The organism is Streptomyces axinellae (assembly GCF_039532135.1).
In the GTDB taxonomy this organism is placed as follows: Bacteria; Actinomycetota; Actinomycetes; order Streptomycetales; family Streptomycetaceae; genus Streptomyces; species Streptomyces axinellae.
On sequence record NZ_BAAARJ010000014.1, the window covers coordinates 100,488 to 123,672 of the forward strand.

Here is a 23,185-nt window from a genome sequence, read left to right on the forward strand (position 1 = left end):
CTGCGCCGGATGGCGAAGGGCCCTGCCGACCGCCGGGCAACACACCGAGGCCACGGTGGCGGCAACCCCCAAGGGCCGGCCGCCAAGGCGAAAAGGCAGGAGCCCCCGCCGGGGCGGGGGCTCCTTGGGTACTGCGTGAGACAGGGACTACTGCGGGGTCACGTTCTCCGCCTGCGGGCCCTTCGGGCCCTGGGTGACGTCGAAGCTCACGAGCTGGTTTTCCTCCAGAGAGCGGAAGCCAGACGCGTTGATCGCGCTGTAGTGAACGAAGACATCGGGACCGCCGCCGTCCTGGGCGATGAAACCGAAGCCCTTTTCGGCGTTGAACCACTTCACGGTTCCGGTAGCCATAAGCCCTCCTTGGGCCTATAAGGGTGTCCCTGCTCCCAGAACCCACTAAGAAGCCTGAAAACGACGAGAGCCCGCGGTCACATGCTCCGCAGGCTCTGTACTGCAAGGGAAACCAAACTGCAACTTGCGGCGAGCCTAGCACGCAGGATCCGGAACGGGGAAGGGCTGACGATCATGTTCTGCCCGCCGGTGTCCGCCTCCCCCGACCGGCCCCCGCGGACCACCCGGAGCGCCCGCCCGCGCCGCCCCCTTCCGTCTCCCTCCGGCCTTCACCCGCGCGGCTCTCCTGCTCTCGCCCGGTCACGGGCCCCGGCCCAGGCTGGAGGAGCGGGCTGACTCTCCAGTCCTCATGGGCAGGAGGTGCCATGGACGATCCGGCCAACCGCTGCAGACGCAGCAGCCGCCACGGCCGTGGGCGGCCCGCGCGGCGGCGGGTCCTCGGTTCCGCCGCCGGGCTCGTCGGTACGGCGGCGCTCGGCCTCACGGCGACGGGATGTGACGGGCAGCCCGGCGCGGCCCGGGGGAGCAGGCACGATCCGGTCGGGGCCGACGAACGGAACCGGCCCGGCGACGCGGGATGGCGCATCGACGCGCAGGGCCCGGACGACGCGATCGAGGGGTTCGCCGACCGGGCCGGGGTGCGCCCCGGTGAGGAGGTGCGGCTGTTCGTGTCCACCACGGCCGGGTCCTTCCGGGTGACCGCGTACCGGGTCGGCTGGTACCAGGGCAAGCAGGCCCGGCGGGTGTGGCGGTCGCGTCCGGTCCGGGGGCGGCGGCAGCAGGGCCCGGACTTCGACGGCGCCACCCGCACCGTCCGGGCCGACTGGAAGCCCAGCGTGCGGATCTCCACCGACGGCTGGCCGGAGGGCGCCTATCTGCTGGTCCTGGACGCCGATTCGGGCCACCGCCGCTACGTGCCGCTGGTGCTGTGCTCGGCCGCGGCGCGGGGCCGCACCCTGCTGGTGCACGCGACCGCCACCTGGCAGGCGTACAACCGGTGGGGCGGCTACAACCTCTATGCGGGGGAGAGCGGCGGCTATCACGACCGTTCGCTCGCGGTCAGTTTCGACCGGCCCTACGACAAGAACGGCGCCGAGAAGTTCCTCGTCCACGAGCGGCCCCTCGTCGTGCTGGCGGAGCGGCTCGGCATCCCGCTGGCGTACACCACCGGATTGCACCTCTCCGCCGACCCGGGTGTGCTGCGCGGTGCGAGGTCCCTCATCTCGCTGGGCCACGACGAGTACTGGACGCCGCAGCAGCGCCGGCACATCACCAGGGCGCGGGACAGCGGCACCAACGTCGCCTTCCTGGGGGCGAACACCTGCTTCCGGCGGGTGCGTGCGGAGTCCTCGGCGCTCGGCCCGGACCGGACGGTGGTGTGCTACAAGACCGACTGGCACCGCGACCCCGCCTATCCCCGGCACCCGTCGCAGGTCACCACCGACTTCCGCGCGGCGCCCCGGCCCGACTCGGAGGCGTCGCTGACCGGGGTGCTGTACGAGGGCTATCCCACGGACGCGCCCTTCGTCGTCCACCGGCCCGAGCACTGGGTCTTCCGGGGTACGGGCGCGCGCCGCGGCGACCGCTTCGCGCACCTGGTGGGCGTCGAGTACGACCGCGTCACGCCGGAGCAGGAGACCACCCCGCGGCCGATCGAGATCGTGGCCCACTCGCCGCTGGTGTGCAACGGCCGCCACAGCCACGCGGACGCGGCGTACTACACGGTGGGCGGCGGCGCCGGGGTGTTCGCGACCGGCACGATGCGCTGGGTGGAGGCGCTGATGGCGGGCACCTCCGACGGCGGGCGGTGCCACGGGATGGATGCCAGGACCCGCCGTTTCGTCACGAAGGTCACCCGGAACGTGCTGCACGGGTTCGCCAAGGGGCCCGCGGCACGGGAGCGCGGCGCGGCCGAGGACAACGTGAAAGAGGTGTACGGGGCGAAACCCGGAGCCGACGCGCAGGCGGCGGAGCCGGCGGCCGTGGGCGCGGCCCCGCGGGCGGCGTGAGGCGGCGTCTCGGGCGCGAGGGGCGGCGCGCCCCTCGTGCGGACGCGGATGTTCCGAGGCGTACTCTCCGAAGGGTGAGTGAGAATCCGAGGCATGTGCGCACCCGGCCCCGTGTAGGGCACATCCAGTTTCTGAACTGTCTGCCCCTCTACTGGGGCCTGGTCCACACGGGCACCCTCCTCGACCTCGACCTGACCCGGGAGACCCCCGAGAAGCTCAGCGAGATGGTCGTGGACGGGCGGCTGGACATGGGCCCGGTCACCCTCGTGGAGTTCCTGCGCAACGCCGACGACCTCGTCGCCCTGCCGGACATCGCCGTCGGCTGCGACGGCAACGTGATGTCCTGCGAGATCGTCTCCCGCGTCCCCCTCGACCAGCTCGACGGCGCCCGGGTCGCGCTCGGCTCCACCTCCCGCACCTCCGTGCGCCTGGCCCAGCTGCTGCTGAGCGAGCGCTTCGGAGTCGAGCCGGACTACTACACCTGTCCGCCCGACCTGGAGCGGATGATGAAGGAGGCCGACGCCGCCGTCGTCATCGGCGATGTGGGCCTGCGCGCCTATCTGCGCCACCTTCCGGAGCAGGACCTGGAGGTGCACGACCTCGGGCAGCTGTGGAAGGAGTGGACGGGCCTGCCGTTCGTCTTCGCCGTATGGGCCGTGCGGCGCGACTTCCTGGAGCGCGAGCCGGAGACCGCCCGCGAGGTGCACCGGGCCTTCCTCTCCTCCCGCGATCTGGCGCTCGAACAGGTCGATCAGGTCGCCGCGCACGCCGCGCGCTACGAGATCTTCGAACCCCCGGTGCTGGAGCGGTACTTCACCACCCTCGACTTCCGCTTCGGCGAGCGGCAGCTGGAGGGCGTACGCGAGTTCGCCCGCCGCACCGGCGGCACCACGGGCTTCCCCGCCGACGTGACCGTCGATGTGCTGCGCCCCTGACCCGTACGCCCACTCGTTCTCCTGACCCGTACGCCCACTCGTTCTCCTGACCCGTACGCCCGTTCGTTCTCCGACCCGTTCCGGGAGCCGTTCTCCCGGTTCGGGCCCCCGTTTTCCGGGCCCGGGCGCTGCCCGGCCGTGCGTGGTGCCTAAGCTGAACCGGTGACCGGGAGGTAGGGGGAAGGGGCAGGGGGACATCAGTATGTGGCGGCTGGAGCCGGAGGACCCGCGGGAGCTGGGGGAGTACCGACTCCTGCGCAGGCTCGGCTCGGGCGGAATGGGACGGGTGTACCTGGGCCGCTCGGTGAGCGGCCGTACGGTCGCGGTCAAGGTGGTCCATCCGCACTTCGCCTCGGACGAGCAGTTCCGCGCCCGCTTCCGGCGCGAGGTCGATTCCGCGCGGCGGGTGGGCGGTGACTGGACGGCGCCGGTGCTCGACGCCGACCCGGAGGCGCCGCTGCCCTGGGTGGTCACCGGCTATGTGGCGGGCCCGGCCCTCTCCGACGCCCTGCGGGAGTACGGGCCGCTGCCGGAGAACACCGTACGGGCGATGGGCGCGGGGCTGGCCGAGGCGCTGCACCATGTGCACGGGCTCGGGCTCGTCCACCGGGATGTGAAGCCCTCCAACGTGCTGCTGACGGTGGACGGACCGCGGCTGATCGACTTCGGCATCGCCCGTGCGACCGACAGCGACTCCTCCCTCACTTCCTCCGGGGTCTCGATCGGATCACCGGGCTACATGTCACCCGAGCAGGTGCTCGGCCGTGGGGCGGTCGGGCCTTCGGACATCTTCTCGCTGGGCGCCGTGCTGGCGTACGCGGCGCTGCGCAAGGTGCCCTTCCCCGGCGACAGTTCGGCCGCGCTGCTCTACCGCGTCGTGCACGAGCCCCCCGATCTGGACGGGCTCGACGGCGAGTTGCGCGAGGTGATCGGGCGCTGTCTGGCCAAGGATCCGGCTGCCCGGCCGCTGCCCTGGGAGATCGCCCGGGAACTGGCGGGCCCGGCGGGCGCGGCGGGGCTCGTACGCTCCGGCTGGCTGCCCGGTCCGATCGTGGAACAGGTGAGCAGACGGGCTGTCGAGCTGCTCAGCCTGGAACCGGAAGGGCCCGATCCGCGCTCGGGGCCCGTCCCGTTCACCTCCCTGGCCGCCCAGGGCGACAGCACTCCGGCGCACACGCACACCCCCGCGAGCCCGGCGCCCGTCAGCCCGGCGGCCATGAGCCCGGTGCCCCCGGCCACCGGGAGCACAGCGCCCGGGACCCCGGCGCCCGGGAGCCCCGCGCCCGAGGCGGGCAGCGGTGAGCAGCCCGGGGCCGCACCAGGAACAGGGCCGGGCACGGGACCGGGAACCGGGCCGGACACTGGATCCGGGGCCGGGCCGGGAACCGGGAGCGGCACCGGGCCGGGCACCGGCGCGGAGGCGTCGAGCGGTCCGCCGACCCAGATCGACATCCGGGCGGCCGGGCCCGCCTCCCACGGCCGGGCGGTCGCCCCGGCCGGAGCCGGCGCGCAGGCTCCCGTGGCCGAGGCCCGGGTGAAGGCGGGCCGCCGGCGCCGGGTCAGCTGCACGCTCGTCGTCACGCTCGCGTGCGTCGTGTTGGCGGCGGCGCTGTCCGGCACCTGGTATCTGGGCCTCTTCCCCGGCCAGAACACCGGCGGCGGCGACACCGCACAGCCCGCACAGCCCGGGCCGGGGGACACGGGCGGCGGCAGCGGCGGGGCGGCCAGGCCCTCACTGCCCCGGGGGTTCATCGGTACCTGGCAGGGTGATGTGAGCTTCGATACCGGCGCCCCGGGAGGCCGGCTGACCGTCGACTTCACGGGGGGCGCCGCGGGCGAGACGGTCGCCACCGGGGTGACCAGGCGGACCGGCGCCGTGTGCCGTACGGCCTGGAAGCTGCGCGCCGTGGACAGCGACCGCGGCCGGGTGACCTTGGACGCCGTCAGCAAGACCGGCGCGCAGGTGTGCTCCGGGAACACCAAGGGCGAGGTCTTCCGACTGCACGGCGGCGACAAGCGGACGCTCACCTACCACTCCGGCACCGGCCCCGGCGGCGGCCGGGGCCCGTCCGGGACGCTCCGGAAGATGGGCTGAGACGGGCCGGGGGCGGGCCGGGCCCCCGGCGCCGGAAGACGGGGCAGGACCCTGGCGTACGCTGGCGTGGTCGTCGCTTCGGAGGCGAAAGCGGCGGGATGTCTGAATGTGCGACCTTTGGAGGGACGCCCGGTGACAGCGCACGCGTCGAATGCCGGCCTGCAGTCCGTACTCGACCGCGCGGCCGAGGGCGGCCGGGTCACTCCCGAAGAGGCCCTCGACCTCTACCGCTCGGCCCCGCTGCACGCGCTGGGGGCCGCCGCCGACAAGGCCAGGCGCCGCCGCTACGCGGGCACCGAGCACATCGCGACGTACATCATCGAGCGCAACATCAACTACACCAACTCCTGTGTGACGGCGTGCAAGTTCTGCGCGTTCTACGCCTCGCCCAAGAGCGACAAGGTGTGGACCCGCGACCTGGACGACATCCTGCGCCGCTGCGCCGAGACGGTGGAGCTGGGCGGCACCCAGATCATGTTCCAGGGCGGCCACCACCCCGACTACGGCGTGGAGTACTACGAGGAGCACTTCGCCGCCATCAAGAAGGCGTACCCGCAGCTGGTCATCCACTCCCTCGGCGCCAGCGAGGTCGAGCACATGGCGCGGATCTCCAAGGTCACGCCGAAGGAGGCCATCGAGCGCATCCACGCGGCCGGGCTCGACTCCTTCGCCGGCGCCGGCGCGGAACTGCTGCCCGCCCGGCCCCGCAAGGCCATCGCCCCGCTCAAGGAGTCGGGCGAGCGCTGGCTGGAGATCATGGAGATCGCCCACAACCTCGGGGTGGAATCCACCTCGACGATGCTGATGGGCACCGGCGAGACCAACGCGGAGCGCATCGAGCACCTGCGGATGATCCGCGACGTGCAGGACCGCACCGGCGGCTTCCGCGCCTTCATCCCCTACACCTACCAGCCGGAGAACAACCACCTGAAGGGCCAGACGCAGGCCACGCTCTTCGAGTACCTGCGGATGATCGCCATCGCGCGCGTCTTCCTGGACAACGTCGCCCACATCCAGGGCTCCTGGCTGACCACCGGCAAGGAGGTCGGCCAGCTCTCGCTGCACTACGGCGCGGACGACCTCGGCTCGATCATGCTGGAGGAGAACGTCGTCTCCTCGGCCGGTGCCAGGCACCGCTCCAACCGCATGGAGATCATCGACCTGATCCGCAAGGCGGGGCGCGTACCGGCACAGCGGGCGACGACCTACGAACACCTGGTCGTGCACGACGACCCGGCCAGCGACCCGGTGGACGACAAGGTCGTCTCGCACCTCTCCTCCACCGCGATCGAGGGCGGCACGGCCCACCCCGAGCTGCGGCTCGCAGAGGCCAACTGACAGGCCGCCCCGACAGACAAGCTCGCAGGCCGGCCGGCAGGCCGACTCACAGGAACGGAACGCTCCGTGACCCGCGCATCCCTGGACAAGAAGCCGCAGGACGTCGCCGCGATGTTCGACGAGGTCGCGGAGAAGTACGACCTGACCAATGACGTGCTCTCGCTCGGCCAGGCGCGGCTGTGGCGCCGGGCGGTCGCCGACTCCGTGGCCGCGCGCCCCGGCGAGCGTGTCCTCGACCTGGCGGCGGGCACCGGCACCTCGGCGCTGCCGTTCGTGGAGGCCGGTGCCTTCACCGTGCCCTGCGACTTCTCCCTCGGCATGCTGCGCGAGGGCAAGCGGCGGCACCCGTGGATGCCGCTGACGGCGGGCGACGCGACGCGGCTGCCGTTCGCCGACGGCGTCTTCGACGCCGTCACCATCTCCTTCGGGCTGCGCAACGTCGGCGATGTGGACGCGGCGCTGGCCGAACTGCTGCGGGTCACCCGGCCCGGCGGGCGCGTGCTCCTGTGCGAGTTCAGCCACCCGACCTGGACGCCCTTCCGCACGGTCTACTCCGAGTACCTGATGCGAGCGCTCCCCCCGGTCGCGCGCCGGGTCAGCAGCAGCCCGGACGCCTATGTCTACCTCGCGGAGTCCATCCGCGCCTGGCCCGACCAGGAGGCCATGGCACTGCGGCTCCAGGAGGCCGGCTGGTCGCGGGTGGCCTGGCGCAACCTGACGGGCGGCATCGTCGCGCTCCACCGGGGCGTCAAGCCGGCGTGACCCGCGCGCGGGGGCGGCGGGCAGGACGCGGAGCGGCGGTTGCGCTTGCGTAACTCCGCTTCCCATGGCGGTGGTTGAGCGGGAACGATGGACGCTGTCGCGTGTCGCGGGAACCATGTACGCGACATTCGTGTCTCCCCGCACACGCACGGTGCCCGGTCGCGGGCGCCGTGGCCGTCCCTCGAAGCCAACAGAGGAGCGCCATGTCGTCCCCGTCGTCAGCGCCCTGCCCGAAATGCGGCACCAGCTCACCGCCTGAAGCCCGTTTTTGCATGGCCTGCGGCGCCCCGACGGCAACACCCGGGGACCTGGGTGCGCCTGGGGACGCGGGTGCGCCTGGGGGTACGGCGGGCCACGGGGTGCCGGTGGGGCCGGACGTGGTGGCGCCGGGCTTCGTGGCGCCGCCCGCGCCCGCGGCCCCGCCGCCTCCGGCCGCGGCTCCGTCACCCGCCGCGCCTCCGTCGCCTGCCGCACCCCCGTCGCCCGTCGCGCCTCCGCCGTTCGGAGCGCAACCGTCCGTTCCGCCGCCGCCCGGCGTGCAGCCGATGGGGCCGGCGGGGGCTCCATTTCAGTCGGGTCAGCCGGGTCAGCCGACCGCGGTGGGCCTGTTTCTCACGCGTACGGTCAAGGGGGACTGGGCCGGCGCGTTGCGGATCGCCGTGTGGCCGCTCGGGCTGCTGTTCGTGCTCGCGAGTGCGATCGGGATGTGGTCCAACGAGGATCTGGACGACCTCGACATCGGCTGGGGCACGCGGATGCGGGTCGCGCTGGCCGGACTGCTCCAGGGGGTCGGCGGCGGCTTCGGTGTGACCTCGGACGGCAGCGTCCCCCTGGGCGGCGAGCGGGTCGTCGGCGGAGCCACGCTCTCGTGGCTGCCGCTGCTGGCCACCGCGGTATGGGTGGGCGCGCTGGTCGTGGCCGCGCGGCGCGAGCGGGTGCGGCTCGCGGACGCCGGGCCCTCGGCCGGGTTCGAGGCCGCCTTGCGCGTGGGGGCGCTCTGCGGCCTCGGGGGGCTCGTGCTCGGCCTGTACGCGCGTCCCTCGTACGAGGGTCTGGAACTCAGCACCTCGCCGGGGCTCACACTGCTGTGGGCGTTTCTGCTCTCCACCGTCGTCGTGGGCGCGGTCCTCGGCCGGGCCGTGATCGACGCCTGGCCGGCCGCCCGGCCGGGGCCCGGACCCCGGATGGTGCTCGGCGCGCTGCGGACCGCGCTGCTGACGCTGGTGCTCGTGGTCGCGCTGGGCTCGGTGGTGATGCTCGTCGTCGGCCTGACGACCGTGGACGATCTCCACGGCGAGGACGTGCTCGCCCTGCTGGTGCTGCTGCCCAACCTGGGTGCCCTCGCCCTGGCCATGGCCTGGGGCGCCCCCATCGATGTGCGCTGGGAGGCCACCCAACTGGGCGGCGTGCGTGAGTCGTTCGGGTACGGGGAGCTGGCCGACGCGGGCGGCGCCTGGGCGGTCGTCGGGGCGCTCGCGGGCGGGCTGGTGTGCGCGCTGCTCCTCGGGACGCTGGCCGTGCGGCGCTCCGCCGACCGCCGCGAACAGCTGTTGACGGCGGTGTTCTTCGTCCTGTCGGTCCTGGCGCTCGTCCCGCTCGCGGGGGCGAGCGTGCGGGCGGGCTTCCACGAGGGGGCGGCCGTGCCCGACAGCGGCGAGTTCGGCACCACCGCGGAGAGCTTCACCCTGCACGGGGAGTTCGCCGCCGCCGGAGCCGAACTGCTGCTCTTCGCGCTGCTGTGGTCCTTCGGCGCGGTGCTCTTGGTGCCGTTCGCACGGACGCTGCTGGGCAAGAGCGCCGTCCCGGGAGCGGGGGCGTTCCCCGGGGCGGCCCCGACCGCGCCCCCGACCGCGCCCCCGACCGCGCCCCCGGCCACCGGGGAGGCGGCGGCGCCCGACTCCAGGACCGTCAACCTGAGCGCCGGGGCGGGCACACCGGGCACACCGGGCACACCAGCGGTGCCCGGCGCACCAGCCGGACCCGGCGGCGGCGCCGTTCCGCCGCCCTCGCGGCGCGGTCCCGGCGCCACCTGGGTCGGGCTGCTTCTGGCCGCCTTCCTCGTCGGCGGGGCCGCGGCCGGGGGCGCCTTCTACTTCGCGGGCGACAAGGACGAGGACATGAAGCCGAGCGCCAAGGGCACCGTCAAGGAGAAGCCCGCCGGCGGCCCGTCCGCCTCCGCCGACCCCACGGCCACCCCCACTCCCACCGAGTCCACCGGGCCCGGCTCCCTCCCCGACCCCAGCGCTTCCCAAGCGGCCCAGGGCGGCCCCGGCGGCTCCCCCGAACTTCCGGGCAGGGGCCTCCTGCCGGACGGGTTCCACCTCGTCAAGGACTCCAAGGGGTTCAGCGTCGGCGTGATGGAGGGCTGGCAGCGCGAGCCGAACGGCACCCAGATCGACTACGCGGCTCCTACCGGCGGCGACTATCTGCGCATCGGCATCATCGAGAACGCCGGTCAGTCCTCGTACGCCAATTTCCGCACTCTGGAGAAGGGCGCCAAGAAAAGGGACGACTACCAGCGGCTGGAAATGAAGAAGAACACCTTCCGGGGCCGTCCGGGCGCACGCTGGGAATTCACCTACACGTCCGATGATTCGGGGAACACCATTCACGCGACCGACCAGGCGTATGTGGCCGAGGACGGCACCGAGTACAGCATCTATTCGGAACACCGCGCCTTTCCCGGCGAGGAGTCGGCCGGTGATCCGGTCTTCGAGACGGCTCTGGACACCTGGAGCGAGCCCGGAGCCGACTGAGCCCCGGAGCCGACTGAGCCCGGAGTCGGCTGAGACGGGGGCGGGCGGCGCGGGGCGGCGGCGCCCTCCTCCGGGGGCGGCGCTCCAGAGGCGGCGCCCTCCTGCATTCGGCGCGAACGCGGGCAGAGCCGCGCGGAACGCCCGGAGGGGATGTATGCCGGGGGCGAGCCGGGGGAGTCCGGAATGCGCGCATAGACTGCGGGAGTCAGCCTCAATCCAGCAAGTGACGCGGGAGTCCTCGTGGCCGATCCCCACGCGCAGCCAGCCTCCGAGCGGACCGCCGATGTGATCGTCGTCGGTGCGGGCCCCGCCGGGTCCACGACCGCGTACCACCTCGCCCGCAGCGGCCTGGACGTCCTGCTGCTGGAGAAGACGGCCTTCCCCCGCGAGAAGGTGTGCGGCGACGGGCTCACGCCGCGCGCCACCAAACAGCTCGTCGCGATGGGCATCGACATCTCCGAGGAAGCGGGCTGGCTGCGCAACAAGGGCCTGCGCATCATCGCCGGCGGCCAGCGCCTTCAGCTCGACTGGCCCGAGCTGGCCAGCTACCCGGACTACGGCCTGGTGCGCAAGCGCGACGACTTCGACGAGCAGCTCGCCCGCCAGGCGCAGAAGGCGGGGGCACGGCTGTATGAGCGGTGCAACGTCTCCGACCCCGTGCTGGACGAGCGGACGGGCCATGTGACCGGCGTGCACGCGAAGCTCGGCGAGGAGAAGACCCCTGTCACCTTCCACGCCCCCGTGGTGGTCGCGGCCGACGGCAACTCCACCCGGCTGTCGCTGAAGATGGGCCTGCACCGCCGCGAGGACCGCCCCATGGGGGTGGCCGTGCGCACCTACTTCACCTCGCCCCGCCACGACGACGACTACCTGGAGTCCTGGCTGGAGCTGTGGGACCGGCGCGGCGCCCAGGACCGGCTGCTGCCCGGCTACGGCTGGGTCTTCGGCATGGGCGACGGCACCTCCAACGTCGGGCTGGGGGTGCTCAACACCTCCTCCTCGTTCAAGGAACTGGACTGGCGCGAGATCCTCAAGGCGTGGTGCGCCTCGATGCCCGGGGAGTGGGGCTACACGCCCGAGAACATGACCGGCCCGATCCGCGGTGCCGCACTTCCCATGGCCTTCAACCGGCAGCCGCACTACACCCGGGGCCTGCTGCTGGTGGGCGACGCGGGCGGCCTGGTCAACCCGTTCAACGGCGAGGGCATCGCCTACGCGATGGAGTCCGGTGTCATCGCCGCCGAGACCATCGTCCAGGCGCACGCCCGCGCCACCCCCGGCCAGCGCGAACTCGCCCTGCGCCGCTACCCGAAGGTCCTCAAGGACACCTACGGCGGCTACTACACGATGGGCCGGGCCTTCGTGAAGCTCATCGGCAACCCCAAGGTCATGAAGGTCGCCACCGAGCGCGGCCTCTCCCACCCGCTGCTGATGCGCTTCACCCTCAAGATGCTCGCCAACCTCACCGAGCCCACCGGCGGCGACGCGATGGACCGCATCATCAACGGCCTGGCGAAGGTCGCCCCGCGGGCGTAAGCGTCCGCCGCGTGTCACTTCGCCGGCGTCCGCTGCTTGTTGCTTCGTCACGAGACCGTCCCGGGCCGGGGACCGTTCTGGGGCAGGGGGTGTCAGAGTCGCGGAATGCCTATACCGTCGGCTGGCGGGGCCGGCTCCTGCCGAGTGAGCCCCGCTACCAAGGCGTCGGCGGCACGGGGGTGTGGGTCAGCGATGACGTTCGAGGACGAGTGGGCGCAGCACAAAGCCGCGGCGAGCGCACGGCAGGACGCCACGCGCATGCGGCTCAACGAGGCGGACGGCGGCGGGGGCGGGGGCGGCCCCGAACTCCCGGCCGAGGGCCAGGGGGTGCTGACCACGCCGGCGGCCAAGAAGAAGGCCGCGAAATACGTCGAGGAACACCTGCTTCCGGACACCGTCAAGGCCGGTAAGCACGCGGGCGGCGCCACCCAGACCGCCACCGGCGCGGCTCCCGCCGGACGCACCGACGTGGTCCCCTTCGGCGGGCCGGGCGAGCTGGACAAGTGGGAGGTCAAGACCGGCCTCAACACGGCGATGAAGCACTGGGGCCAGCAGGTCAACAACGTGCTGGCGCGCCTCAACGGGGAGATGGGCGCGCTGCGCGCCGCCCACAACGGCTACCTGCTCAACGACGATCTCACCGGCTCGCAGCTCACCGGCCTCTTCCCGCCGGGAGCCCCCGGCGGCGGCGTCACCGAGGACACGCCCTCCCTCATCGCGAAGCCGGATCCGGCCAGGAATCCGAACGGCCCGCTGGCGCCCACCCTCCCCGCCCCGCCGAGGTAGTCATGGCTCTCACCTATCAGGACGCGATGACCACGGACCTGTCGGTCCTCAGCTCCGCCGCCGACGAGTGGAAGGAGATGGGCGACAAGTTCGGCACCCTCAAGACGAACTACGACACCCACGTACGCGGCTCCCTCGGCAACGGCAACTGGATCGGCCTCGGCTACAGTGCCGCGGCCAAGAGCGGCGCCGTCACCGCGCACGAACTGTCCGCCGCCAAGATCGAGGCGCACAAGGTCGCCGGACTGCTGGACGAGGCGTACACGGAGCTGCACCGGCTCCAGGAGGCGCTGAAGGAACTGGTCAAGGACGCCCGCGCGAAGGGCTACAAGGTGGACCCCGTCACCGGGAAGGTCACCACCGACTACGACGCGAAGAAGTTCCGCGACATGACGCCGGAAGAGCTGGCGGCCTACAAGAAGAAGACCGGCGACATCGCCGAGGCCGAGCAGGGCTGGAGCGACGACATCAAGGAGCAGGTCAAAGCGATCGACAGGGCCGACTTCGGCCACCGGGTGGCTCTGGAGGACGTCACCAAGGACGTCGACGGGAAGGGCGTCAACGGCGGCTTCAACAGCGCGGCCAAGGACGACCCCGAGTGGTACGAGGCGCAGCGCGCCAAGGACATCGGCACCAGAATCGCCGGCGGCGAGGACGTCGATACGAAGGACCTGAACGAGTTCCGCACCCTGGTGAAGGGCAACGAGGGGGACAAGGCGTTCAGCCAGACGTTCCTCAACGGCCTGGGCCCGGAGAACACCGTCAAGCTGGGCCGCGAGCTGCGCGGCATGGGCAAGGACGGCGACTCGCTGGAGAAGAGCGTCGCCACCACGCTGGCGACCGCGACCCGCGCGCCGAAGGACATCAGCAAGCTGCCGGTCACCTCGAAGGAGTACAAGACCTGGCTCGACAGCGGGGACGGGAAGTTCACCAAGGACTTCCTCGGCGGCCTCCAGAAGATCGGCGCCAAGAACTTCGGCAGCAACACCGAGCCGGTCCGCGGCTACCAGGAGTTCGTCACCCTGATGAAGCGCGGCGGCCCCTACGACGGCTCGTTCCTCCAGTCGCTGGGTGACGACATCCGGGAGACCGAGGAGAAGAACAAGGACCGCGGGCTGTGGGACCAGTGGAACGGCAAACCGGGCCAGAAGGGCATCGAACACGACCCCCTGGACGGCGTGCTGGGCCTCATGAGCAAGGACCCGGACGCCTCCACCACCTACCTCGACCCCAAGGGCAGTGACCGCCTCGAATACCTGATGAAGAAGCGGGACTGGCCCGACTACCTCTTCAACGGGGCCGGCGCGGCGCCGATGAGCATGAAAGAACTGGCAGACCTCTCCGATCGCGGCGGCTTCGGCCAGGCGCTGGAGGCGGCGGCCACGGGCAACGTGCCCGGCACCCACCACCCGCTGGGCGGGCACACGGACGAGCAGGCGCGCGTGATGCAGTACGCCGTCTCCCACCTCGACGACAAGATGCCCACCAACCTCCGGGCGCCGCTGGGGCACATCCTCACCGACTACACCCCCGACGTGCACGAGATCCTGACCGGCACCAACCCCGGCTACCAAAACGACCAGCACCTCGCACAAGGGGTGTGGAAGGACACCGACGGCAACGTCCGGGTGGCCCTCTCGGAGCAGGCGCTGGACAAGGTCATGCGGGGCGTGGCGGAGGACCCGGCGGCCTTCGCCGACATGTTCAACGCCGAGCGGCAGTACTCCGCCGACAGCCTGGCCGGCATCCCCATCGAGGGGGACACCAAGGCCATCGACACCCGCGATGTGGCGATGCAGAACGTGGGCAACGTCTGGGGCCACTACGACGGGGTCATGACCGACATCGCCCTCGACAAGCGCGACGCCGCCGTCCAGTGGGCCCGCGACGTCAACCACCACGTCAACTCCGCCAACGCGCTCATCGACTTCATCCCGCCCAAGGCCGCGACCGTCGGGGTGCCCGGCGTCGATATCGCCAACCGGATCGTGGACTTCGGTATGTACGACTGGACCAAGAACGCGATCGCGGACGCCAACGCGGTCGGCGCCAAGGAGAGCGCGAACGTCTTCCACACGGGCCAGAAGCAGATGAACGACCTCGCCACCTCCTGGGTGGGAGCCCAAGGCGGCGATACGGGCATCGAGTCGGGGAAGCCCAGCCCCCAGGTCGAGAAGCTCCAGGGCGTCGGCCAGGGCAGCTACGCGGACTCACGGGAGAAGGCCCTCATCAACCTGGGCCGCCCGGACTAGCGCAGGAGCGGGCCTGGATAGCCTGCGGCCATGCCGCAGTCGTGGAAGCCCCGTCGCGGGCCGCTGGCCCTCGCTCTCCTGAGCGGACTGGCCTGTCTCCTGCTCGTGGGCGGGGTGCTGTACGGAACGGGCACGCTCCAGTCGTGGCGGGAGGAGCGGCAGCTCTCCCGCGCCTGCGGGGGCATCCTGGCGGCTCCGCAGATCCGTACCGTGCTCGGCAGCCGGGACGTGGGGGCGAAGGACACCGGCCCGGACGGGACACCGGCCTCCTGCGTGGCCAGAGCCCGGGACGGGGACAGCAGCATGAGCCTTCAGGTGCGCTGGGGTTCGGAGGACGACGCGGCCACGCGCCTGCTCGACCGCACCCGCCTGTTCGCCTACAGCGCCCCCGTCTCGCCCCTCGGCTCCTGGCCCGGCGTGCTGATGAGCGACCAGGGCCGGGCCACCGTCAGCCTCTGGCTCCAGTGCGGCAACGAGAACAGCAAGGGCAACGAGAACAGCAAAGGCAGCAAGGGCGGCGAGGGGAACAGGGGCAGCAAGGCCAACGAGGCCGGCGAGAGGGCCGGGAGCCTGACCGTCAACGCCCGTCTCGACCGGGGGACGGGGAACGGTGCCGGGCTCTCCTCCGCCGGGCGGCATAGGTTCGCCGCCGCCGTGGTCGAGTCCGCCGAGAAGGCCGCGGATGCGGCCGGTTGCGACCATCCGGCCGAGGGCTCGCTCGCCGGGCTCACCGGCAGCCCCCGCGCCCACCCGTCAGGGCTCGCCACGGCCCCGGGTACGTGCGCGGGGCTGCGCCCGCTGGCCGCGCGCGCCGCACGCCTCGGCCTGGGCCACACGTGGGCGCCCCCGGCGAGCGGGTCGGCCCCCGTCGAGGACTGCGTCCTCACCACGGCCGGGGACGCCCAACTGCCCGCGTACTGGATGTCCGCGTACTACGGCCCCTACGCCGAGGACTTCACCAAGAGGTTCGCCGCACGCGTGAGCGGCGAGCGGGGCCAGGAGAAGGACGGCACCCTCACCTGGGCCACCGCCTCCTGCCCGGGCACCGGTACGGGCCACGGCACCGGCACCCGGGCCCTCTTCCTGCTCCACGGCGTCCCGGACAACGACACGAGGACGGGCGCGGGCAAGGTGCCCACGACGGGGAACCCGCCCGCCTTCCGCGCCGACGCCCTCTCCGCGTTCGCCCGGCAGTCGGCGGAGCGGCACGGGTGCGGCGATGTGAAACTGCCCTGAGCGGCCCTGCGCACGGTCGGGCCTCCGTACCCGGTCGGCCGGCCGCGGACACGCCGAGGGCCCCACCGCTCCGTCGTGCGGTGGGGCCCTCAGCGGGTTCGGGTGAGCGAGTGCGTCAGAGGACGCGGACCGCGCCGGTGGGCTGGTCGTAGCTCAGGGGGCGCTCGACGACACCGGTGGAGGAGTTCTGGGCGCCGATGAACTTGCCGCCGCCGACGTACACGCCCACGTGGTAGGCGCTGCCCGCGCTGCCCCAGTAGAGGAGGTCACCGGGCTGGAGGTTGCTGAGGGAGACCGGGGTGCCGGCCGTGGACTGCGGCTGCGAGGTGCGCGGCAGGTCGATGCCGACCTGCTTGAAGGCGGCACCGGTCAGTCCGGAGCAGTCATAGGCGGAGGGGCCGGTGGCGCCCATGACGTAGGACTTGCCCACCTGCGCCCGCAGGAAGCTGAGGACGGTCGCCACGTTGCCGCCCTTGGGAGCGGAGGCGGTGTTGAGCGTGGCGCGCTCGGCGGAGCGGGAGGCGGGGGCAGCGGCCTTCCGCTCGGCGGCGCGGGCCTTGCTGGCGGCCTCCGCCTTGCGCTTGGCCTCGGCGCGGGCCTTGGCCTCCGCCTTCTTCTTGTTCTCCTGGGCCTGCTTCTTGGCCTTGGCCGCGGCGGCCTCTTGGGCGTCCTGCAGCTCGTACTGCTGAGCGGAGGTCTGGAGGGACTGGGCCGCGCGCGTGGTGGAACCGGCCAGGTCGCCGGAGAGCTTGGGCAGCTCCTGGGTCTGGGCCGGCGCGTCCTTGTCGGCCGCGAGGGCCGGAGCCGCCGCCGTGGTGAGGGCGATGGTGCCCATGACGCCGCCCGTCATGCCCGCACGCAGCGCCGTGTTCATCTTGCTGGAGCGGGGCTTCCGGTGGCTGGGTATCTGAGCTTTCGGGGACATGAGGGCATGCCTAGCAGGCGCCGAACCCTCCGCTCAACAATCGTGCGATGCGCCACAGTCGTCGCGTACACCGCCAGTTGGCCCCTCCGGGAGACCCCGTAAGGGTGCCCGGCCACCGTGATCATTGCCCAACTACGAGGCTGTGACCATGCAGTTGTCCGCAATGCCGGAGTTTTTGTCACGGCAATATCACGGCCGGATTCGACGCGCAAAGGTGAAGAAGATCGTCGGGCTTTCGGGTGGTGCAGGTCACATTCCCGCGCGGCCTCGCGTCGGGGGCACCGGTCAACTCTTCGCGCAAATGGGGCGTTGGGTCCGTATCTCCCTATTTCTCTTTGCCGGCGAGAGGGGTCGCCCCTTGCTGTCCGAGGGGTAACCCCTTTGTCGTGGGGTGGGGCCGCTCTGTCATGGGGAGGGTCGCCAGGGTCGCGCGCGAGCCCCACCGCTGCCGCGCGCTTCGCGCCGCCTCCCGGCTTGTGCCGGCGTTCACGATCGCACGAGCGCAAGTGGTCGTCGCATACCAGGCAGTTGTGTCCAGCGCGAATTTGCCTGTGCATGCCCGTGCCTGATACAGCGATCGACCGTCAAGGGGTGTGAGCACCGTCGAAACGTCACCTCGGGTGATCATCCGTGGGCTTTGCGTATGAAGATCACCGCTCGCCCGAACGGATGATTCACCGTCAGGTGGTGGAGATCACAAAGCAGTTGCCGTACCCCGTGTCGCAGATCACAGAGGGCCGGGCTTAAGATGCCTGCGAACAGGGCTTGTGAACTGCCTCACATAGGAGCGATCTTCGTGGGGGCACACAGCGGCCCAGCGGTCTGCCGGTAGTCAGAGTCGACGCCTGGAGGGAGACGGGAGCGGTGAACGTCTACACACCAATCCTCGTACTGGGAGCCATCGCGGCGGGGTTCACGGTCTTCTCCGTGGCCGTGGCCTCGGTCGTCGGTCCCAAGCGCTACAACCGGGCCAAGCTGGAGGCATACGAGTGCGGCATCGAGCCCACGCCGCAGCCCGCCGGGGGCGGGCGCTTCCCGGTGAAGTACTACCTGACGGCGATGCTCTTCATCATCTTCGACATCGAAATCGTCTTCCTCTACCCGTGGGCCGTGCATTTCGACTCACTCGGGATGTTCGGGCTCGTCGAAATGCTGGTCTTCGTCGCCCTCATCGGTATCGCGTACGCCTACGACTGGCGGCGCGGCGGCCTGGAATGGGACTAGGGGCAGGATAAGCAATGGGACTTGAAGAGAAACTGCCGAGCGGCTTTCTGCTGAGCACCGTCGAGAAGATGGCCGGGGCGGCGCGCAAGTCGTCGATATTCCCGGCGACCTTCGGGCTCGCCTGCTGCGCCATCGAGATGATGACGACGGGAGCCGGCCGCTACGACCTCGCCCGCTTCGGGATGGAAGTCTTCCGCGGCTCACCCCGCCAGGCGGACCTCATGATCGTGGCGGGCAGGGTGAGCCAGAAGATGGCCCCGGTGCTGCGGCAGGTCTACGACCAGATGCCCAACCCCAAGTGGGTCATCTCCATGGGCGTCTGCGCCTCCTCGGGCGGCATGTTCAACAACTACGCGATCGTGCAGGGAGTCGATCACGTCGTCCCCGTCGATATCTATCTGCCCGGCTGCCCCCCGCGCCCCGAAATGCTGCTGGACGCCATTCTCAAGCTCCACGAGCAGATTCTGCATTCCAAGCTCGGCGTCAACCAGAAGGAAGCGGCCCGCGCGGCGGAGGAAGCGGCCATGAAGGCGCTGCCGACGATCGAGATGAAGGGGCTGCTTCGGTGAGCGACGCACGCGCGGCTGCCGGGTCGCGGCCGAGGATGATGCGCGCGCTGTGCCGCGCGGGCGGAGAAGCGAACGAAAGGGGGCGCTGTGAGTGATGAGCGTGCGAACGGCGACGGCAACGGCTCCGTGCCGGCCCAGGCCCGGGAGGCCGGTGAGGTCATCGGGGTACGGCGCGGGATGTTCGGCGCCAACAACGGCGGTGACACCTCCGGCTACGGCGGCCTCGTGCGCACCGTACGGCTGCCCGGCGCCAGCAACCGGCCCTACGGCGACCCACGCGGCGGAGCCGGATATGGATCCTTCGACGAAGTCGCCGACGAGTTGGAGGGGGCGCTGGAGGAGCAGGGGCTGCTCCCGGAGAACGCCATCGAGAAGACCGTCGTGGACCGCGGCGAGCTGACCTTCCACATCGCCCGCGAGCATCTGCTCCGCGTCGCTCGCACCCTGCGCGACGACCCGGCGCTCCGCTTCGAGCTGTGCACCGGGGTCAGCGGCGTCCACTATCCCGGTGACAAGGGCCGCGAGCTGCACGCCGTCTACCACCTGCGCTCGATCACCCACAACCGGCTGATCCGGCTGGAGGTCAGCGCCCCGGACGCGGATCCGCACGTCCCCTCGATCGTCGAGGTCTACCCGACCAACGACTGGCACGAGCGCGAGACGTACGACTTCTACGGCCTGATCTTCGACGGGCATCCGGGTTTGACGCGGATCATAATGCCCGACGACTGGCAGGGCTTCCCGCAGCGCAAGGACTACCCCCTCGGCGGCATTCCCGTCGAATACAAGGGTGCCCAGATTCCCGCTCCTGACCAGCGGAGGTCGTACAGCTAAATGTCCACCACACACGCACCCGCCGGTATCCGGGAGACCACCGAAGGCACCGTCTACGACGTCACGGGCGGGGACTGGGACGAGCTGGCCGCACACGCCGTCAAGAGCGACGACGAGCGGATCATCCTCAACATGGGCCCCCAGCACCCCTCCACACACGGTGTGCTGCGGCTCATCCTGGAGATCGACGGTGAGACGGTCACCGAGGCCCGCTGCGGCATCGGCTATCTGCACACCGGCATCGAGAAGAACCTGGAGTTCCGCACCTGGACCCAGGGCACCACCTTCGTGACGCGCATGGACTACCTGACGCCGTTCTTCAACGAGGCGGCGTACTGCATGGGCGTCGAGCGGCTGCTGGGCATCGAGGACGACATCCCCGACCGCGCCAACGTCATCCGCGTCCTGATGATGGAGCTGAACCGGATCTCCTCGCACCTGGTGGCCATCGCCACCGGCGGCATGGAACTGGGCGCCACCACGATCATGATCTTCGGCTTCCGCGACCGCGAACTGGTCCTGGACCTCTACGAGCTGATCACCGGGCTGCGGATGAACTCCGCCTACATCCGTCCCGGCGGCCTCTCGCAGGACCTGCCGCCCGGCACCGTCGACGCGCTGCGCGAGTTCGTGAAGAAGATGCGGAAGAACTTGCCGGAGTACGACGCGCTCGCCACCGGCAACCCCGTCTTCAAGGCCCGGCTGAAGGACATCGGCTACCTCGATCTGGCCGGCTGCATGGCACTGGGCGCCACCGGGCCGATCCTGCGCTCGGCCGGGCTCCCGCACGACCTGCGCAAGGCGCAGCCGTATTGCGGATACGAGACCTACGACTTCGAGGTCCCCACCGTCGATACGTGCGACTCCTACGGCCGCTTCCTGCTGCGCATGGAGGAGATGCGCCAGTCGCTGCGCATCATCGAGCAGTGCGTGGACCGGCTGGAGCCCGGCCCCGTCATGGTCGGTGACAAGAAGATCGCCTGGCCCGCGCAGCTCGCGCTCGGCCCCGACGGGCTCGGCAACAGCCTCGATCACATCAAGAACATCATGGGCACCTCCATGGAGGCCCTCATCCACCACTTCAAGCTGGTGACCGAGGGCTTCCGGGTGCCACCGGGCCAGACGTACGCGGCGGTCGAGTCGCCCAAGGGCGAGCTGGGCGCGCATGTGGTCAGCGACGGCGGGACCCGCCCCTACCGTGTGCACTTCCGCGACCCCTCCTTCACCAACCTGCAATCCGTGGCGGCGATGTGCGAGGGCGGCCAGGTCGCGGACGTCATCGTGGCCGTCGCGTCCCTCGACCCCGTGATGGGAGGCGTCGACCGATGAGCGGACAGCCGGCACAGACTCCGGCACAGAACCCGGCGGGGGCCGTGGAGATCGGCATCCCGCAGATGCCCGCGCCCGACTACCCCGCCGAGGTGCGGGAGCGGCTGGAGGCGGACGCCCGCGAGATCATCGCCCGCTACCCCGACTCCCGCTCGGCGCTGCTGCCGCTGCTGCACCTGGTGCAGTCGGAGGAGGGGCACGTCACCCGCACGGGACAGCGGTTCTGCGCCGAACAGCTCGGACTGACCACGGCCGAGGTCAACGCCGTGGCGACCTTCTACACCATGTACCGCCGCAAGCCCTCGGGCGACTACCAGGTCGGGGTGTGCACCAACACCCTGTGCGCGGTGATGGGCGGCGACGCCATCTACGCGGCGCTGCGCGAGCATCTGGCCGTGGGCGACGGGGAGACCACCGGGGACGGCAAGGTCACCCTGGAGCACGTCGAGTGCAACGCGGCCTGCGACTTCGCGCCCGTGATGATGGTCAACTGGGAGTTCTTCGACAACCAGACGCCGGAGAGCGCGCGGCGGATCGTCGATGACCTGCGCGCCGGGCGCGAGGTCGAACCCACCCGCGGCGCCCCGCTGTGCACGTTCAAGGAGACGGCGCGCATCCTCGCGGGCTTCCCCGACCGGCGCGCCGACGCCAACGCCGCCACCGGCAGCGCGGGTCCGGCCTCTCTGGTGGGCCTGCGGCTCGCCAAGGGGGAGACCGCGCCGGGCGTCGTCGCCCCACGCCGTGCGGCGGCCGACGAGGAGGGGGAGTGATGACCGTGGCAGCCCAGGGCGGCAGCGGCCAGGACGACACCACCAGGTCCCAGGACCACGCGGACCACCAGCCCCACTCCGGCCCGCCGGACATGAGCCCCGAAAAGCTCCTCACCCCGGTGCTGTCCGCGCACTGGGACGAGGACGACTCCTACACGCTGGCGGCCTACCGGCGGCACGACGGCTACCAGGGCCTGCGCAAGGCGCTGGCCATGGACCCGGACGACCTGATCGCCTACGTCAAGGAAGCGGGCCTGCGGGGGCGCGGCGGCGCCGGTTTCCCCACCGGGATGAAGTGGCAGTTCATCCCGCAGGGCGACGGCAAGCCGCACTATCTCGTCGTCAACGCCGACGAGTCCGAGCCGGGCACCTGCAAGGACATCCCCCTCCTCTTCGCCAACCCGCACTCCCTCATCGAGGGCATCGTCATCGCCTGTCACGCCATCCGCTCCAGCCACGCCTTCATCTATCTGCGCGGCGAGGTCGTGCCGGTGCTGCGGCGGCTGCACGAGGCGGTGCGCGAGGCGCGGGAGGCCGGATATCTCGGCAAGGACGCGCTGGGGCCGGGCAAGGACCTGACGCTGACCGTGCACGCCGGCGCCGGCGCGTACATCTGCGGTGAGGAGACCGCGCTGCTCGACTCGCTGGAGGGCCGCCGGGGGCAGCCGAGGCTGCGGCCTCCCTTCCCGGCCGTCGCCGGTCTGTACGCCTGCCCCACGGTGGTGAACAACGTCGAGTCCATCGCCTCGGTTCCCGCCCTCGTCAACAAGGGCAAGGACTGGTTCCGTTCGATGGGCAGCGAGAAGTCCCCCGGCTTCACGCTCTACTCGCTCAGCGGCCATGTGGCCCGTCCCGGCCAGTACGAGGCCCCGCTCGGCATCACCCTGCGCCAGCTCCTCGACATGAGCGGCGGCATGCGCCCGGGCCACCAGCTGAAGTTCTGGACCCCGGGCGGCTCCTCCACCCCGCTGCTCACCGCCGAGCACCTCGATGTCCCCCTCGACTACGAGGGCGTCGGCAACGCGGGCTCCATGCTGGGCACCAAGGCCCTCCAGTGCTTCGACGAGACCACCTGCGTGGTGCGGGCCGTCACCCGCTGGACCGAGTTCTACGCGCACGAGTCCTGCGGCAAGTGCACCCCCTGCCGCGAGGGCACCTACTGGCTCGTCCAGCTGATGCGGGACATCGAGGCCGGCAAGGCGTCGGGGGCCGACCTGGAGAAGATCGCCGACATCGCCGACAACATCAACGGCAAGTCCTTCTGCGCCCTCGGCGACGGCGCGGCCTCCCCGATCTTCTCCTCGCTCCAGTACTTCCGCGACGAGTACGAGGCCCATCTCGGCGGGCGCGGCTGCCCCTTCGACCCCGCGAGGTCCACGGTCTGGGCGGACGCGGCGGGCGCGCCGCGCGCGGGGGTGACCGCGTGACCGTGGCCGACCGCCGGGCCCGCCCCGGACCCCGCCGGGCCCGCCCCGGAT

General features: G+C 71.4%; 18 protein-coding genes. 16 read left to right on the forward strand and 2 right to left on the reverse strand.

Annotated features, from left to right (window positions below):
* Positions 1 to 147 precede the first annotated feature (147 nt).
* Positions 148 to 351 (reverse strand): cold-shock protein, encoded by a 204-nt coding sequence (locus ABD339_RS21420; protein WP_344568023.1) that lies wholly within the window; start codon positions 349 to 351, stop codon positions 148 to 150.
* A gap of 365 nt (positions 352 to 716) precedes the next feature.
* Between ABD339_RS21420 and ABD339_RS21425 the strand changes: the two genes are divergently transcribed.
* From ABD339_RS21425 to ABD339_RS21470, 10 genes are all read left to right on the forward strand, one after another.
* Positions 717 to 2,360 (forward strand): N,N-dimethylformamidase beta subunit family domain-containing protein, encoded by a 1,644-nt coding sequence (locus ABD339_RS21425; protein ID WP_344568024.1) that lies wholly within the window; start codon positions 717 to 719, stop codon positions 2,358 to 2,360.
* A gap of 95 nt (positions 2,361 to 2,455) precedes the next feature.
* Complete coding sequence (locus ABD339_RS21430; protein ID WP_344568115.1) at positions 2,456 to 3,295, forward strand: menaquinone biosynthetic enzyme MqnA/MqnD family protein; 840 nt, start codon at positions 2,456 to 2,458, stop codon at positions 3,293 to 3,295.
* Between the two features lie 202 nt (positions 3,296 to 3,497).
* A complete protein-coding gene (locus tag ABD339_RS21435) occupies positions 3,498 to 5,390 on the forward strand; it encodes a serine/threonine-protein kinase (protein ID WP_344568025.1) in 1,893 nt (630 codons plus the stop codon).
* A 132-nt stretch (positions 5,391 to 5,522) separates the two neighbouring features.
* A complete protein-coding gene (gene mqnC / locus ABD339_RS21440) occupies positions 5,523 to 6,728 on the forward strand; it encodes a cyclic dehypoxanthinyl futalosine synthase (RefSeq protein ID WP_344568026.1) in 1,206 nt (401 codons plus the stop codon).
* A 66-nt stretch (positions 6,729 to 6,794) separates the two neighbouring features.
* Complete coding sequence (locus ABD339_RS21445) at positions 6,795 to 7,490, forward strand: demethylmenaquinone methyltransferase (protein WP_344568027.1); 696 nt, start codon at positions 6,795 to 6,797, stop codon at positions 7,488 to 7,490.
* A 599-nt stretch (positions 7,491 to 8,089) separates the two neighbouring features.
* On the forward strand, positions 8,090 to 10,246 hold the full coding sequence (locus ABD339_RS21450) for a hypothetical protein (protein WP_344568028.1): 2,157 nt from the start codon (positions 8,090 to 8,092) through the stop codon (positions 10,244 to 10,246).
* 240 nt (positions 10,247 to 10,486) lie between these two features.
* Complete coding sequence (locus ABD339_RS21455) at positions 10,487 to 11,782, forward strand: geranylgeranyl reductase family protein (RefSeq protein ID WP_344568029.1); 1,296 nt, start codon at positions 10,487 to 10,489, stop codon at positions 11,780 to 11,782.
* Between the two features lie 192 nt (positions 11,783 to 11,974).
* Positions 11,975 to 12,568, forward strand: a complete 594-nt coding sequence (locus ABD339_RS21460; protein WP_344568030.1) for a hypothetical protein — start codon at positions 11,975 to 11,977, stop codon at positions 12,566 to 12,568.
* A 2-nt stretch (positions 12,569 to 12,570) separates the two neighbouring features.
* Entirely contained in the window at positions 12,571 to 14,820 is a 2,250-nt protein-coding gene (locus ABD339_RS21465; RefSeq protein WP_344568031.1) for a DUF6571 family protein, read from the forward strand.
* Positions 14,821 to 14,850: 30 nt separating this feature from the next.
* On the forward strand, positions 14,851 to 16,056 hold the full coding sequence (locus tag ABD339_RS21470) for a hypothetical protein (RefSeq protein WP_344568032.1): 1,206 nt from the start codon (positions 14,851 to 14,853) through the stop codon (positions 16,054 to 16,056).
* A 115-nt stretch (positions 16,057 to 16,171) separates the two neighbouring features.
* On the opposite strand, the gene ABD339_RS21475 is transcribed toward ABD339_RS21470, so the two are convergent.
* Positions 16,172 to 16,981, reverse strand: coding sequence for a C40 family peptidase (locus ABD339_RS21475; RefSeq protein WP_344568033.1), 810 nt, complete (start codon positions 16,979 to 16,981; stop codon positions 16,172 to 16,174).
* Positions 16,982 to 17,845: 864 nt separating this feature from the next.
* On the opposite strand from ABD339_RS21475, the gene ABD339_RS21480 reads away from it, so the two are divergent.
* The 6 genes from ABD339_RS21480 to nuoF all read left to right on the forward strand — a co-directional run bounded on the left by ABD339_RS21480 (position 17,846) and on the right by nuoF (position 23,134).
* The gene (locus ABD339_RS21480; RefSeq protein ID WP_344568034.1) at positions 17,846 to 18,205 is read left to right on the forward strand and encodes an NADH-quinone oxidoreductase subunit A; all 360 of its coding nucleotides are present in this window, start codon (positions 17,846 to 17,848) and stop codon (positions 18,203 to 18,205) included.
* Between the two features lie 14 nt (positions 18,206 to 18,219).
* The gene (locus tag ABD339_RS21485) at positions 18,220 to 18,774 is read left to right on the forward strand and encodes a NuoB/complex I 20 kDa subunit family protein (protein ID WP_344568035.1); all 555 of its coding nucleotides are present in this window, start codon (positions 18,220 to 18,222) and stop codon (positions 18,772 to 18,774) included.
* Positions 18,775 to 18,900: 126 nt separating this feature from the next.
* Complete coding sequence (locus tag ABD339_RS21490) at positions 18,901 to 19,608, forward strand: NADH-quinone oxidoreductase subunit C (RefSeq protein ID WP_425576052.1); 708 nt, start codon at positions 18,901 to 18,903, stop codon at positions 19,606 to 19,608.
* Complete coding sequence (locus ABD339_RS21495) at positions 19,609 to 20,937, forward strand: NADH-quinone oxidoreductase subunit D (RefSeq protein ID WP_344568037.1); 1,329 nt, start codon at positions 19,609 to 19,611, stop codon at positions 20,935 to 20,937.
* Positions 20,934 to 21,707 carry an NADH-quinone oxidoreductase subunit NuoE gene (gene nuoE / locus ABD339_RS21500; protein ID WP_344568038.1) on the forward strand — a complete coding sequence of 258 codons (774 nt, stop codon included), beginning with the start codon at positions 20,934 to 20,936 and terminating at the stop codon, positions 21,705 to 21,707. Before ABD339_RS21495 ends, nuoE begins: the two co-directional genes overlap by 4 nt.
* Positions 21,708 to 21,799: 92 nt before the next feature.
* Complete coding sequence (nuoF, locus tag ABD339_RS21505; RefSeq protein WP_344568116.1) at positions 21,800 to 23,134, forward strand: NADH-quinone oxidoreductase subunit NuoF; 1,335 nt, start codon at positions 21,800 to 21,802, stop codon at positions 23,132 to 23,134.
* Positions 23,135 to 23,185: the final 51 nt, after the last annotated feature.